Source organism: Paenibacillus sp. LC231 (assembly GCF_001860525.1).
GTDB lineage: Bacteria > Bacillota > Bacilli > Paenibacillales > Paenibacillaceae > Paenibacillus_AQ.
Window position 1 is genome coordinate 75,733 of the sequence record NZ_JFOM01000044.1, and the last position, 13,762, is coordinate 89,494.

Sequence of the window (13,762 nt, forward strand, 5' to 3'; positions counted from 1 at the left end):
GTGCATAAATACCGTTACAAGGGTAATAAAGGTGTAATGGTACGATCTGCAGCTTCAGACCTCAAGCCAAAGGAGGGACTTGAAAATGTCATGGTGGATGTGGCTGCTCAATTTGACGGGCTTCCTGCTGTTGATTTATTTGTTCTACAGTATGGACAAGAAGTGGTCCAGCAGGCCTTTGCTGCTTGCTCCACTGCTCATTTATGTCCTGGTATCGGTTGAAGATTTGCTTGGGTGGATCGATCTGATGAACGTGGTGCCCGGAGATGGCGGCATGCGCGCTCTGATCCTGTTGTTTGCATTATGCTCCGTTATTTTCTATGTGCTGTACATATTCGACAAGATTGCAGACTCCGTCCATCAGCATGTTGATATGAAAACAACCTTGGTTCGGATCAGCATGGCGGCGGGGATGTGCATTTTGTTTTTCACGATGGTGTATATGTCGATCTATAAGCTGTTCGGAGGCACTTCCTTCGAAGGCGAGAATATCGGCCAGGATTTGCTGAGCCAGTTCATTACCTTCCTGTATTTCAGCATGGCAACGTTTGTGACGGTCGGGTATGGCGATGTAGCCCCTATCGACAATACGTCCCGGCTTGTCGTAGTGCTGGAGATTGCCTTCAGCTTCATTACCGTTGCGTATGCGCTGTCCATGCTGGGAACGCTGCGCCGGATTTTCACACCGGGCGATGACGGCTTGGATGTGGCTGGCAGTGAAGAGAAAGCGAAGGCCAGTAAGCCGCATCGAAGAAAGCATTCATCCATGTAAAAAAGCGCATCTTTGACGATGCGCCTTTTTTATTTGTGCTAGTGGTCAAGCGTGCAAGACCTTAGTTAAAGCTACGGCTTCATCAGCTTTTTTAGAATGCCGAGTCCGTTCTTGGAAGGATAGCGGAATTTGAAATCGAACCGGTTGGTCTGCTTGAGCACGCTTTTCTTGTGAGAGAAGGTATGGAAGCTGTGTTCCCCGTGGTAGGCGCCCATCCCGCTCTCGCCGACACCCCCGAATGGAAGGAAGGGAGTGGCCAGATGCATCAGCGTATCGTTGACACATCCCCCGCCAAAAGAAACCGAGGAGAGCACGTAATCCTGAACGTCCTCATTCTCCGTGAACAAGTAAAGAGCGAGCGGCTTGGGACGGTGATGAATCGCCTGGACAGCTTCGTGTACATCCTCATAAGTCAGGATCGGACACAGGGGGCCGAAAATCTCTTCTTCCATAACCGGCATATCCCAAGTGATATCGTCCAGAACGGTGGGCTCGATGCGCAAGTTTTCCTTAGAGATGTTCCCGCCATGGCGAAGGGTTCCATTGTTCAGAAAACCGGACAGCCGGTCAAAATGCTTCTCCGAAACCATGCGCCCATAGTCGGGATTCGTTAGAGGGTTCTCGCCGTAAAACGAAGTGATGGCGTCTTTCAGGTGCGCGATGAACTTCTCCTTGATCTTGCTGTGTACGAGCACATAATCCGGCGCGACGCAGGTTTGGCCGGCATTCGTATATTTGCCAAATGCGATACGTGCTGCCGCCAGGGCAAGAGGGGCATCCTCGTGGACGATACAGGGGCTTTTGCCTCCAAGCTCCAGCGTTACCGGGATCAACTGCTTGGCGGCGGCTTGCATGACGATTTTGCCGACATGGGTGCTGCCGGTAAAGAAGATATAATCCATCGGCTGCTCCAGCAAGCTTGTGCTTACCTCGGGTCCTCCCTCCACCGAAGCCACGTATTGCGGCTCAAACGTCTCCGTGATGATGGACGTAATGAGTCCGGATACGTTAGGCGTCAGCTCGGAGGGCTTTATAATCGCGGTGTTCCCGGCGGCCAAAGCTCCGATCAGCGGAGAGAGGGCCAATTGCCAAGGATAATTCCAGGGAGCAATAATCAGTACGGTTCCGTAGGGCTCAGGGTAAACCATTCCCTTGCTGCCTACATGCGTCAGTGCGGTTTTGACTCGCTGCGGCTTGGCCCAGCGCTTCAGATTCTTTATGATAAAGGAAAGCTCCTTATAGACAACGCCGATCTCCGTCGTGAAGGCCTCCTGTTCACTTTTGTTCAGGTCTTTGCGAAGGGCCTTCATGATATCGTTTTCCCTGGCTATCAGAACTTGGCGCAGCTTGGTTAGCTGCTGCAGACGGAAATCCACTTCCTTGGTAATGTCTTTATGAAAAAAACGCCGCTGAGCTGAAACTAATGCTGCGATCGAATCGTTAACAGTCATATGTAAACCCCTTTCTGTTGCTATTCTATGTATATGAATAACCATAAGGACGATAAAGTCTGTACTCTTTATTATTATATAGGAGGATGTCCATCTATGAGAAATCCATCCTCGGCAGCCCCGCATGGCACAGCCCATGAAGGGGGAAAGCGAGAAGTCATGCAGACGAAGATGTCGCGCCGCCAATTTCTGAAGATGGGTGTTTCCGCCGTGGTCGGCGTTGGCGTTGCAGGCGGGGCTTACGCATCGTTATGGGAGCCTCATCAATTGGACATTTCAAGACTGACTTTGGCGCTTCCTTCACTGCCCAAGGCTTTTGACGGGATGAAGGTCGTTCAGTTTAGCGATTTGCATCTGGGCTTTCACACCGGGGCAAAAGATGTGGCACGCTTGGTACAAGCCATTCAACAAGAGAAACCGGACATGATCTGTTTCACGGGGGATATGGTGGACGGCAATACAGAGGCTATGAGGGCTGCCATTCAACCGTTCACCGAGCTGAAAGCTCCTCTCGGCCTTTTTTCCATATTGGGTAACCATGATTACGAAGACGTGGAGACTCTAATCTCTTTGGAGGAAGAGGCCGGATTTCACGTGCTGCGGAACACGGCCGTGAAGCTGAGGCGGGAGGGTGCTGTCATCGCCGTGGCAGGTTTGGACGATGTATTCTGGGGGCAGCCGGATCCGGCTGCGGCCATTCAAGATTTACCCGACGGGATGTTCAAGCTGCTCTTAATGCACGAGCCGGATTATGCAGACACGACTGCGGCCTATTCATTCCATCTCCAACTGTCGGGGCACAGCCATGGGGGCCAGATCCGTTTGCCCTGGATTGGAGAGGTGATCACGCCGCCCGGGGCAAAGCGTTATGTGCAAGGACTATATACTACAGGTTCGCAAGGAATGCTGCTCTATGTAAACAGGGGAATCGGCACGACGCAGCTTCCTTTTCGTTTCTTGTGCAAACCTGAGCTTACGGTGCTTACCTTGCGTTCCATGGCATAATGGGACTGAAATATGTGATCTGAACATTTCAAGATGAAAGGATCACTTGGAATTTGTTACACAAATGAAATATACCTGTTATCAAACTCTAACAGCCGCGGGTTAAACTTATCACATGACCCCCTTTTGAGAATATATATTATGTTTTGGACCCGGTAACGGGTCCACTTTTTTTGCCTATTTTACTGTGCTTCCTATAAAAATACAAAAAAACAGAAGGAGGTGTACCCCATTAAAGAGGTACGGTCACCTTCTGCTTTTGTTCGAAATATACCCATTCCGTGTATCCGATTTCTTTGAGCACTTTAGCGACTTCGTCAAATTCATCTCCGACCCTTGACGGCTTGTGAGCGTCGGAGCCGAAGGTGACGTCAACGCCGTGATGGTGCGCGACCTCCAAGATGGCATTGGATGGATACCAGCCGCCGCACAGCTTGGTTTTGCCGGACGTGTTGATCTCGATGGCAAGGCCCGATTCCGCGATGACTTTCAACGTTTCCTCGATTGCTTCGTCGGCCTTGATTTCGGAGAACAGCGGATAATTCCCCTTCATGGCATCCATATGGGCGATGATCTGGAACATGCCGCTTCGCGCGGATTGGCGGATCAGATTAAAGTATTCCTCTTTATCCGCAACCTGCTGCTGCGGGGTCAGTTTCTTCCAGCGGTTTTTATTGAAGATGCTAACATCCCTGACGTGATGGATGGAGCCGATGATATAGTCAAAAGGGTAGGCTGTTAATGCCTGCTGATAAACCTGGGCATGATTCGGAAAATAATCGGATTCAATGCCCAGCAGGACCTTGATTTTACCTTCATATTCCCGTTTTAAGTCCAGAACTTCTTGTACGTACCCCGCAAAGTCCGCTTTTGCCATGGAGATGGCCGGAAAAGGCTGCTCTTCCGGGCTCCCGAAGTATGGAGTGTGGTCCGAGATTCCGATTACCTGTAAATCTGCCGCAATCGCTGCCTCGATATAATCTCGAATGTTGCCGTCTGCGTGACCGCAGCGGAAATGATGGGTGTGCAGATCAAATTTCATGTTGACCTCCTTTATAACGCTTGATTGATTATCAATCTAGATTTGATGCGGCGTTATTCGCTGCTGATGAACTGTGTTTCGGGCATGCCTTTCAGGTCACTGAGGAATTGACGCATAGCGGAGCTGACGTATCGTCCGCTCTTATAGATTACGCCGACAGGGTGGCTGACTTCAAGCTCGCTCAGGGGAACAATCTGCAGGGTGCCGTTACGCAGCTCCGTCGCGACGGACTGCTTCGATATAATCGCTGCGCCCAAATTGATCTCGACCATCCGTTTAATTTCTTCGCTGCTAGACAGTTCCATAACAACCTGCGGCTCAATGCCGTGCTTCTTCATTACGTCGTCTGCGAAGCGGCGGCCAACGGTATCGCGCGTTAGCAGAATAAGGGGGGTTCCGCCGAGCACATCCATGCTTGCCGTGGAGAGTTTGGCTAGCGGATGCTGAGGGGATACGACAAGCTCAAAGGTATCGTAGTACAGAATGGATGTGCTTAAGTTGGGATTGCGCTCGATCAGATAACCGATCCCGATGTCGATGAGCCCGTTCTCCACGCTGTGGTAGATTTGCGAAGAGGCCATGGATTGAATGGTTGTTTTAATATGAGGGAATTGATCCTGAAAGTAGGAAAGTACCCGTGGCAGGATCTGAATCGCTATGGAAGTGGTTGTACCCAGCTGAATATGACCCTGGGGAGTTTGATCAAGGTCGGATAGCCGCTGCTTCAGCTCATCGACGATCCCGAGGATTTGTTCGGCATGGTCCACGAAGACCTGTCCCCGGTCGGTTAACGTTACGGGCTGGCTCCGGTCCACCAGCACCGTTTTAAATTCTTCTTCCAGGCTCTTGATCTGGGCGGATACCGCCGGTTGTGTCAGATTAAGAAGCTCTCCCGCTTTGCGAAAGCTCATCGTTTTGGAGATGGTAATAAGCGTTTCCAATTGGCTGATGTTCATAGCCTTCCTCCTTACTTGATATATTCTTCCGCTCATCTATCGCGTGCAATCTGTATTATTTAAATTATAGGTTATTCTTCCCGGTGGAGCAACGAAGGGAGCAAACCTGGTTGTTTTCGGCCGAAAAAATGAAAAACATTTTAATTTCCATTTAATTATTATTAAAAGATGGGGAAACCTTCCGATAATAGTAAAGTAGACATAGAAAAAAGGTGAGACCAAAGGCCCGTTTAAGCGAAAGGAATATCTTCGTACTAAAGCGTTTCAAGCGATAGCTGACATGGCAATACAGTTGTTGGAATGAGGGCTGTCGCTATTTTGTGATGATTTATTACAAGGTATCCATTATAATGTTTAAATATATAGGTGGGACTTTGGGACCCTGACCAACAACCCAGTGAAAGGGGCGTAATGAGGAATGAAAGCGGAAGTCATCAATCCTTTTTTAGAGTCCGCACGACACGTGATCGAACAAGTCATACAGGTTTCACCTTCCACGGGGAATCTTGGGGTCAAAGAGATCGGATATTTGGAGAATCATATCTGGATCCAAATTGGCATGACAGGCCAAATGAACGGTGACATTGTATTTGGAATTCAGGAGCAGGTAGCTCTGCAGATGGTATCGGTGATGATGGGCGGTTATGTCATTACCGAGATGGATGAGATGGGGCAAAGCGCGATTTCAGAGCTCGGAAACATGATAAGCGGCAATGCCAGCACCATTTTATCGAACCAGGGCGTCAGCGTGGATATTACGCCTCCCAAGGTAATGAAATCGGATAGCACGTCAAGTCTTATTCAGAAGAAAGCCCTTTGTATTCCGCTGAGAATGGAAGGAATCGGGGAGCTGGATATTCAAGTCATGATTTCATAAAATAGAAGTAATGAACCCAATAGCCGTGCATGCAAGTCTCTGTCAAAAATGAGGAATCATGAGGTGTGCCGGCGAAGAAAGGGATAATGAAATCATGTTAAAAAATAAAGTTGTCGTCGTAACGGGAGCATCCAGCGGAATCGGCGCTTTGATCGCGGAGAAGCTTTCTGCAGAAGGAGCATATGTGGTGCTGTGTGCCCGTTCGGTAGAACGTCTGCAGGAGGTGGGTGCGCGAATGCCGGGCCCCCATGAGCTTGCAACTATGGATGTTCAGAGCCCCGAGCAGGTGCAATCTGTCATGGAAGGCCTTCTTCGTCGCCATGGCAGAATCGACGTGCTGATTAACAATGCCGGCTACGGCAAGTTCGAAGCTGTTATGGACATGCGCCAAGAAGAGTTTCAGGACATGATGGACGTCAATTATATGGGCATCGTGCGCTGTACGCAAGCCGTGCTGCCGGGAATGCTGGAGCGGGGTGACGGCCATATCGTAAACATTGCATCCATGGCCGGAAAAATCGGAACGGCCAAATCCACCGCCTATTCGGCCACGAAGCATGCCGTGCTTGGGTTCAGCAATTCACTCCGGCAGGAGCTGAGGAACACAGGCATAACCGTGTCTACTGTAAACCCCGGCCCCATCGATACCCCGTTTTTTTCCTTGGCCGATCCGACAGGCGGTTATGTCCAAAATGTGAGCTGGTTTATGATGAAGGCCGAATATGTTGCGGATCAGGTCGTGAAGCTGGTGAGAAAGCGCAAGGAAGAACTCAATCTTCCGAGGCTGGCCTCACTGGGCATAAGGCTGTACCAGCTGTTTCCGAGGTTTGCAGACCGCGTGTCTTACAAATGGATGAATAAGAAATAACGGCTGCGGCGCTACAACGCTTCCGTTTCGGCAACAAGCTCCTGAAGCAGCGCAGTGGCTTGTTTTGTTTTTTCTGCATCTGATGAGAGCAGTGTGATTACTCGGTCCACGCGCTGCTTATAATTGGCTGGCTTGATGGGAAAGGTTTCGATCATGGCCACCGCACGCTTCTCATTGATGCAGTACAACTCATTTTTGGCAAACAGCACTTGATTCAAGCTCGAAATGCAGCGGAAGCAGTGGCCGGTTACATAGCTAATATCATCGCTGGCAGCTGTTTTATCCGCAAACATCAAGGAGAAGGATGCTTCGAAGGTAAAGAAGCCAACGATTGCATCCTTTAATGCTTTTGGATAAGGAACCGTTTTGGCTTTCAGCGTCTGTATTCGGTTATCCGAATCCCACAGTATACGGCAAATCGCGATTTCCCCCATATACATCACATTCAGATAAGCATGCGGATGTCCGGTTTGGTAATGCGCCGATACTGAGCCTGCGGAACAGTCGTCGATGATGCCGGACACGCGGTGTACATCACGGAATAAGAAATCCACATGATAGCCCTCGATCATTAACCATCCGCCCCCGTTAACCCAGGCGCCCCATTCACCCAATGAAGTGATAATCCCCTCCCGATGCTCGTCATCTAATTTCTTTGCCACCTTAGCGATGTTCGCTACCTTGAACCCTTGTGATTCATCGTAATAAATGCCGATATCGATATCGGAATCCGGTTTGGCAGTTCCTTTGGCTCTGGATCCCCCGAGTACGATCCCTATAACGCCGGGCACCTCCCGAAGTTCTTCCGTTATCCGCTGGATCAAAGAATCAACTTCTGCACTCATGCATGTTCTCCTCCTTAAATGTTGTATACGGAATTGATCTACCCTTATGTATACCTTTGCCTCATGGATTCAATTTTTTCGCGGGTCCATTGAACGGCTTCAGCTGGGGAGATGATGGTAGCATCCTCTCCGAGACGCCACACATAGTCCGAATAGAAGAAGATGTCGGCTGCTGGTAATTCAAGCTGAATAATTCCGCTGCCATCCTTGTTCTTATGGATATGGGGGCCAAGGCGAGTATCCGTTTCAAGCAGCCAAACCCCTTTGGAAGTTAATTGTACCTCAAACGGCTTCATTTCCCCATCCCCGGTTTCCGGTATGTCACGCAGCGTTTGGCTGGCGATATCTTGACGGATCGTTATGGACTCATTGAGGCTGGCAGCAATGATCCGGTCGACTCTGAACTGTCTGATATCCTCTTGAGTAAAACAGTAGGCCGGACAATACCAGTAGCCCGAGCTTGCATACAAGCCGATAGGCTGAATATGCCGCTGACTGCTTCCTGCGGATGAACGATAGGAGATGGTGACCGCTTGCCGAACCATGATGGCTTCCATTAGCGTTTGTAAAATCTCGCTGGACATCGCACGGAATGGACTGTGGATCATAACGCGATCCTTAAGACGGTCAATCTGCTCCTTGGTATCTGCCGGCAAATAATGATAGAACTTGTGGAGGGCCGTGGCGGCTCCGTCACCGAACGGGAGCGTGCTGAAATAGCTTAAGGATTGGCACGCAAAAAAGATGGCGGTCGCCTCGCTTTCCGTGAAACTGATCGGCGGCAGCATCCGCTCCTGCAGCAATCTGTATCCGCCCCCTCGGCCTTGCACGGAGTAGATGGGAACGCCGAGCCCGCTCAGCTCATCCAAATCTCTTGACAGGGTCCTGACGGAGAGCCCGAATTCATCGGCCAGCTCTTTTACCGTAAACGATTTTTTTGCATTGATCATCATCATTAATTGAATCAGGCGCTGGGATTTCTGCATAGGAATACCTCCGTCTCATATCATTTATTTTATCTTATTCTTTAAATAAGACAATATTTGTCTTATTTAAAAGATATGATGTTCTCAAGAAGCAAGGGTTCACGCTGAATCCTTGGAGCAGGGTCCATTAAGGGAGGAGAATATAGAATGAAACAAGACATGACTAAAGAAGAGCTGGGATTTGTTTTTATACACGGAGCAGGATTGAACGGAGGAGTATGGGATTGCGTTGTGGAAGGGCTGGGTCATCCGTATTTGAAAGTGGAATACCCATTGCGGGATCGGAATGTGGTTTCGGGACATCATTTGGGGCTGGCGGAATACGTAGACCATATGGCGGAGCAGGTGAGAACGTGGGGGACGAACAAGTTTGTCATTGTGGCGCATTCCCTGGGCGGGGTATTGGCTATGGAGCTGGCCTCCCGGTTCACAGGCCGTGTTGCCGGTTTTGTAGCCATCGGTGCCGCGATTCCTAAGCGCGGAGGTTCATTTGTTTCGGTGCTTCCGTTTCCTCTGAGGGCCATCATGCCGATCATCCTGAAAACGGCTGGCACGAAGCCGCCTGAATCCGCAATCCGTAATGGGCTGTGCAGTGATCTGCCGGAGGAGCAGGCTTCCCGAATCGCAGCGGAGTTTGTTCCGGAATCCCGCAGAGTCTATACGGATCGCGTTCAAGCGTCTGTTCCCGATGTGCCAAAGCTTTATGTGAAGCTCACCCAAGACAAAGAGTTCGGATTATCCACGCAGGAAAGCATGATAGCCAATCTGTCTGCAGATGGGGTGGAAAGCCTCAGCACCGGCCATTTGCCAATGCTGAGCGATCCCCGTGGAGTCCAGCGGATACTGGATGGCTTCGCAAATCAAGTGAACGAAGGCCGTCACCCGGTTATCTCATCATAATCTGATCCCGTCTCGGGCCGACGGATATCGTCTTGATAGGAACGCCAATGGACGATTCAATGAACTGCACATATTGCTGTGCGGCTTCCGGGAGCTCGTCAAAGGATCGGATATGCGACAGGTCGCATTTCCAGCCCTTCAGTGTTCTCAGAACAGGCTTTGCAGACTGGAGATCGGCCGTTACCGGAAAATGGTCAATGATGCTTCCGTCCTCTAATTCGTAGCCAACGCATACGGGGATGTCATCCAGGTACCCCAGGACGTCAAGGTTGGTGAGAACGGCTTCGGTAGCGCCCTGCACCATGCAGCCGTAACGGGTGGCTACCGTATCAAACCATCCCATTCGTCTTGGCCGGCCGGTCGTTGCCCCGTATTCGCCTGCATCGCCGCCACGGCGGCGGAGCTCATCCGCTTCATCCCCATGCAGTTCGGTCACGAACGGGCCGGCGCCGACACAGCTTGAATAAGCCTTAACTACAGCAATGACTTGGCTGATGGCGTACGGCGGCAGTCCAGCTCCGACCGGTGCATAGCCTGCCAGCGTGGAGGAGGAGGTGGAGAACGGGTAAATCCCGTGATCCGGGTCCCGCAGTGCACCTAATTGGCCCTCCACGAGAATAGGGTCGCCTTTCATATAAGCTTGCTGCAGCATCGTGGTGGTATCCTCGATATATGGAGACAGGAGCCGGAAGGACTCCAGCAGTTGCTTGGTCATCTCATCAACGTTTAGCGGCTCTCTCCCGTACAGATGCTGCAGCTGCACGTTCTTGATGGCAAGCATCTGCTCGAGCCGTTCACGAAGCCGCTGGGGATGGAACAGATCAGCTACCTGAATGCCCAGCTTTGCATATTTATCAGCATAGAATGGCGCGATCCCGCGTTTCGTAGAACCGAATCCCCGGGCACCGAGCCGTTCTTCTTCCAGTTCATCCAGCAGCCGATGAATAGGAAGCACGACTTGGGCGCGCTCCGATATAAACAGTTTGGGGGCGGGGACGTTCCTTGCTTCCAGCTCCTGCAGCTCCTTGATCAATACCTCCATATCCAAAGCCGTTCCCGGACCGATGATATTTGTTACGTTTGGATAGAATACACCTGACGGCAGCATGTGCAGCGAAAACTTCCCATAATCGTTAATAATGGTATGTCCTGCATTGCTCCCTCCCTGAAATCGGACGACATACGACGATTGCGCCGCAAGAACATCCGTCATTTTTCCTTTGCCTTCATCTCCCCAATTGGCTCCTACTATGGCTGTAACTGTCAAGCATATTCGCCTCCTACGGTCTTTTTCTTTACAGGGCTCATTATATGAGCTGAATTATCATAAATAAAATTGATATTAGTAATAGTAGACATTAGTTTCATTTATGTTATACGATTCTGTAGAGAAGAATACGGATAACAGGTGAATTCTAAGCTGATCTTTCGTTAAGAATTCCCGTTATCATAGGATAAAATCGAGGTAATCATAATGGAAATCAATATGGAGTGGTATCGTGTCTTTTATTGGACCGCCCGGCTTGGCAGTTTATCGCGGGCAGCGGAGCATCTCCATATCACCCAGCCGGCCGTCAGCCATACCATTAAGCATTTGGAGGGAACGATCGGAGGGCCGCTGTTCTTTCGTACAACCAAGGGGGTTAAACTCACGTCGGAGGGTGATGTGCTGTTTCGCTATATCGAGCAGGCCTTCAGCTTTATCGAGATCGGCGAAAAGGCGATTGCGGATATGCATAACTTGCATAGCGGCGAAATTAATATTGGAGCAAGCGATACGCTGTGCAAGTATTATTTGCTGCCGCATTTGGAGTATTTCCACGCCACTTATCCGGATATACGCATCCGCATCTCCAACCGCACAACCCCGGAAACGCTGTCCCTTCTCAAGGAAGGGAAGATTGATTTTGGCATCGTTCATTTACCGGCCATCGATAAACAAATCGATTTTCGCGCGAGTTCGCCGATCCATGATTGTTTAGTTGCCGGCAAGTCATTTGTGGAGCGGGCACAGTTACAGCACCCCTTGTCCCTTCGCGATATCGGGAACTACCCGCTGCTTATGCTGGAGAGGGGCGGGAGCACAAGAAACTATGTCGATCAATATGCCGAGCGGCAGGGAGTGACGCTGAAACCCGAGTTCGAGCTTGGCAGCATTGAGCTGCTGGTTCAGTTTGCCCGGAGCGGCTTTGGACTGGCTTTTGTCATTCGCGACTATGCTAACGAGGAACTGCAAGGAGGACAGCTGATCGAGGTGCCGCTCCATCCTCCGATTCCCGAGCGCAGCATAGGAATTGCAACGCTTCGAGGCATTCCGTTATCTGCTGCCGCCAAGTCATTTCTTTCTCTTTTGCCTTAGCCAGGTCGGTAATCGAGCCATTCGAATGCCATATTTGAAAGTGCTGTTCATTGCCGTTTAGGATGTTTGATTTGGTGAGGACTCCTGTTTTGGCATATAATGAAACAGAGTGATCAAAACTTGGTAGGAAACACGACTGCTACCACCGTATGAAGTAAACAAACCACATGTATCGGAAGATTTTTTCTAGCGATATCAGGCAGACGCGCTTTGGAATTATAGACTTCTGATATCTAAAAAAAAGGATGGACTAACATATGACTGCAACTACATTTCATACATTAGGAATAGCCGAGGATTTGTCCTCCAGATTAACGGAGTTTGGCATTGTCACGCCTTCTCCCGTTCAGGCTGAGGCTATACCACCCATACTCGAAGGCAAGGACGTGCTTGCGACTTCCCAGACAGGCACAGGCAAGACGCTTGCTTATTTGCTGCCTGTTCTTCAGGGCATCGATCCGGAGATCAAGGGAACACAGAAATTGATTCTTGCTCCGACACAAGAGCTTGCCGTACAGATTGTGAGAGAGAGCGAGCGTTACGGGGAAGCCCGCGGAATCGGTGTGCTCGGTCTCATCGGGGGCGCCGCGGCCAAGCGTCAGATTGAGAAGCTGAAGCTGCATCCTCAGCTGATCGTCGGGACGCCGGGACGTGTGCGGGAGCTGATCGAAATCCGGAAATTGAAGATGCACCAAGTAAGCACGATCGTAGTGGACGAGGTGGATCAGGTGTTTAATCTGGGCGGCGCCGGCGATGTGGATCGCATTCTGCGCAGTGCATTACGCGACCGTCAATTGGTATTCTTATCCGCCACGGTGAGTCCGGAGACGGCAGAGCTCGTTAAGAAGGAGATGGATCAGCCGGTCGAAATCGGGATTGATCCCGAGCAGCGGACGCCGTCCGCGCTGGAGCATTATTATTTTGTGACCGAAGAGCGTGACAAGTTGGACATGCTGCGCCGCGTGGTCCGGCATTACAATCCCGACCGTGCGATTGTCTTCGTCAATGCCACGGAGAATTTGGCAGAGGTTGAAGCGAAGCTGAACTACCTCGGCTTAAATGCGGCTGCCATCTATGGTGATGCCGACAAGATGACCAGAAGCCGGGTTTTGAATGCGTTTAGAGAAGGGCGTACCAAGCTCTTGGTGGCTAGCGATGTCGCTGCCCGCGGACTTGATATTGAAGGACTCGGCATGGTCATCAATTACGATCCGCCTATTGACGCCGAGCATTATACACACCGCGCAGGACGTACTGGACGCATGGGTCGGAGCGGCATGGCGATAACGCTCGTAACGGACCGTCAGACGTTCATCATGCGCAAGTTCAATCGCGAGCTGGGCATATCGATTGAAGAACGCGCTCTGTATGGCGGGAAGGTTAGATCTCCTCGTGCTACACCAGCCGATCGAGGACATGGTCCACGTGGGTCAGCCGGAGGTACTGCCCGAAAAGAGAAACCGGCCCGAAAGCCTGCTTCCACCAGCGCCAATGGTAAGGCGGGAAGCGGTAAGGCTTCGGGTGAGCGTCAGAGTGAAAGGGAGCGGGACCGCAAGAACAAGGGCGCTCCGAAATGGCTGAAGAATAAGCCTCCACGGAGCTAATGGCTGCAAGCTCCATCCATGCGGAGCTTGCAACCGGTATGTTGTTTTCGGGTCCGATTCAACGGATGTGGTCGACATCCACAGGGACCGGACTTTT

At 50.8% G+C, this 13,762-nt stretch carries 13 protein-coding genes; 7 read left to right on the forward strand and 6 right to left on the reverse strand.

Going from position 1 to position 13,762, the window contains the following annotated elements:
* Positions 1–85: 85 nt before the first annotated feature.
* Entirely contained in the window at positions 86–772 is a 687-nt protein-coding gene (locus tag AK95_RS23960; RefSeq protein ID WP_071222417.1) for a potassium channel family protein, read from the forward strand.
* A 71-nt stretch (positions 773–843) separates the two neighbouring features.
* On the opposite strand, the gene AK95_RS23965 is transcribed toward AK95_RS23960, so the two are convergent.
* Positions 844–2,223, reverse strand: a complete 1,380-nt coding sequence (locus AK95_RS23965) for an aldehyde dehydrogenase (RefSeq protein WP_071222418.1) — start codon at positions 2,221–2,223, stop codon at positions 844–846.
* Positions 2,224–2,319: 96 nt separating this feature from the next.
* On the opposite strand from AK95_RS23965, the gene AK95_RS23970 reads away from it, so the two are divergent.
* Positions 2,320–3,228: a metallophosphoesterase gene (locus AK95_RS23970; RefSeq protein WP_071222419.1), complete on the forward strand. Its 909-nt coding sequence runs from the start codon at positions 2,320–2,322 to the stop codon at positions 3,226–3,228.
* A gap of 232 nt (positions 3,229–3,460) precedes the next feature.
* On the opposite strand, the gene AK95_RS23975 is transcribed toward AK95_RS23970, so the two are convergent.
* Positions 3,461–4,270, reverse strand: a complete 810-nt coding sequence (locus AK95_RS23975) for a histidinol-phosphatase (protein WP_071222420.1) — start codon at positions 4,268–4,270, stop codon at positions 3,461–3,463.
* A gap of 53 nt (positions 4,271–4,323) precedes the next feature.
* Positions 4,324–5,226, reverse strand: a complete 903-nt coding sequence (locus tag AK95_RS23980) for a LysR family transcriptional regulator (protein ID WP_071222421.1) — start codon at positions 5,224–5,226, stop codon at positions 4,324–4,326.
* 418 nt (positions 5,227–5,644) lie between these two features.
* On the opposite strand from AK95_RS23980, the gene AK95_RS23985 reads away from it, so the two are divergent.
* Complete coding sequence (locus AK95_RS23985; RefSeq protein WP_071222422.1) at positions 5,645–6,103, forward strand: chemotaxis protein CheX; 459 nt, start codon at positions 5,645–5,647, stop codon at positions 6,101–6,103.
* A gap of 94 nt (positions 6,104–6,197) precedes the next feature.
* Positions 6,198–6,971: an SDR family NAD(P)-dependent oxidoreductase gene (locus AK95_RS23990; protein ID WP_071222716.1), complete on the forward strand. Its 774-nt coding sequence runs from the start codon at positions 6,198–6,200 to the stop codon at positions 6,969–6,971.
* Positions 6,972–6,982: 11 nt separating this feature from the next.
* Here the strand turns inward: AK95_RS23990 and AK95_RS23995 are convergent, their stop codons facing one another.
* Together AK95_RS23995 and AK95_RS24000 are read right to left on the reverse strand one after the other, a co-directional pair.
* Positions 6,983–7,816 carry a nucleotidyltransferase domain-containing protein gene (locus tag AK95_RS23995; RefSeq protein WP_071222423.1) on the reverse strand — a complete coding sequence of 278 codons (834 nt, stop codon included), beginning with the start codon at positions 7,814–7,816 and terminating at the stop codon, positions 6,983–6,985.
* A gap of 44 nt (positions 7,817–7,860) precedes the next feature.
* The gene (locus AK95_RS24000; RefSeq protein ID WP_071222424.1) at positions 7,861–8,802 is read right to left on the reverse strand and encodes a helix-turn-helix transcriptional regulator; all 942 of its coding nucleotides are present in this window, start codon (positions 8,800–8,802) and stop codon (positions 7,861–7,863) included.
* Between the two features lie 147 nt (positions 8,803–8,949).
* On the opposite strand from AK95_RS24000, the gene AK95_RS24005 reads away from it, so the two are divergent.
* On the forward strand, positions 8,950–9,702 hold the full coding sequence (locus tag AK95_RS24005; protein WP_071222425.1) for an alpha/beta fold hydrolase: 753 nt from the start codon (positions 8,950–8,952) through the stop codon (positions 9,700–9,702).
* Here the strand turns inward: AK95_RS24005 and AK95_RS24010 are convergent.
* On the reverse strand, positions 9,689–10,969 hold the full coding sequence (locus AK95_RS24010) for an adenylosuccinate synthase (RefSeq protein ID WP_071222426.1): 1,281 nt from the start codon (positions 10,967–10,969) through the stop codon (positions 9,689–9,691). The two genes, AK95_RS24005 and AK95_RS24010, sit on opposite strands and share 14 nt — an antisense overlap.
* 207 nt (positions 10,970–11,176) lie before the next feature.
* Here AK95_RS24010 and AK95_RS24015 point away from each other — a divergent pair, with 207 nt between their 5' ends.
* Together AK95_RS24015 and AK95_RS24020 are read left to right on the forward strand one after the other, a co-directional pair.
* Positions 11,177–12,061, forward strand: coding sequence for a LysR family transcriptional regulator (locus AK95_RS24015; RefSeq protein WP_071222427.1), 885 nt, complete (start codon positions 11,177–11,179; stop codon positions 12,059–12,061).
* A 257-nt stretch (positions 12,062–12,318) separates the two neighbouring features.
* The gene (locus tag AK95_RS24020) at positions 12,319–13,665 is read left to right on the forward strand and encodes a DEAD/DEAH box helicase (protein ID WP_071222428.1); all 1,347 of its coding nucleotides are present in this window, start codon (positions 12,319–12,321) and stop codon (positions 13,663–13,665) included.
* Positions 13,666–13,762 lie beyond the last annotated feature (97 nt).

Excerpts from the sequence above, each read along its gene's own strand:
- AK95_RS23960 (WP_071222417.1), top strand. The coding sequence starts at position 86 with ATGTCATGGTGGATGTGGCTGCTCAATTTGACGGGCTTCCTGCTGTTG.
- AK95_RS23965 (WP_071222418.1), bottom strand. The coding sequence starts at position 2,223 with ATGACTGTTAACGATTCGATCGCAGCATTAGTTTCAGCTCAGCGGCGT.
- AK95_RS23970 (WP_071222419.1), top strand. The coding sequence starts at position 2,320 with ATGAGAAATCCATCCTCGGCAGCCCCGCATGGCACAGCCCATGAAGGG.
- AK95_RS23975 (WP_071222420.1), bottom strand. The coding sequence starts at position 4,270 with ATGAAATTTGATCTGCACACCCATCATTTCCGCTGCGGTCACGCAGAC.
- AK95_RS23980 (WP_071222421.1), bottom strand. The coding sequence starts at position 5,226 with ATGAACATCAGCCAATTGGAAACGCTTATTACCATCTCCAAAACGATG.
- AK95_RS23985 (WP_071222422.1), top strand. The coding sequence starts at position 5,645 with ATGAAAGCGGAAGTCATCAATCCTTTTTTAGAGTCCGCACGACACGTG.
- AK95_RS23990 (WP_071222716.1), top strand. The coding sequence starts at position 6,198 with ATGTTAAAAAATAAAGTTGTCGTCGTAACGGGAGCATCCAGCGGAATC.
- AK95_RS23995 (WP_071222423.1), bottom strand. The coding sequence starts at position 7,816 with ATGAGTGCAGAAGTTGATTCTTTGATCCAGCGGATAACGGAAGAACTT.
- AK95_RS24000 (WP_071222424.1), bottom strand. The coding sequence starts at position 8,802 with ATGCAGAAATCCCAGCGCCTGATTCAATTAATGATGATGATCAATGCA.
- AK95_RS24005 (WP_071222425.1), top strand. The coding sequence starts at position 8,950 with ATGAAACAAGACATGACTAAAGAAGAGCTGGGATTTGTTTTTATACAC.
- AK95_RS24015 (WP_071222427.1), top strand. The coding sequence starts at position 11,177 with ATGGAAATCAATATGGAGTGGTATCGTGTCTTTTATTGGACCGCCCGG.
- AK95_RS24020 (WP_071222428.1), top strand. The coding sequence starts at position 12,319 with ATGACTGCAACTACATTTCATACATTAGGAATAGCCGAGGATTTGTCC.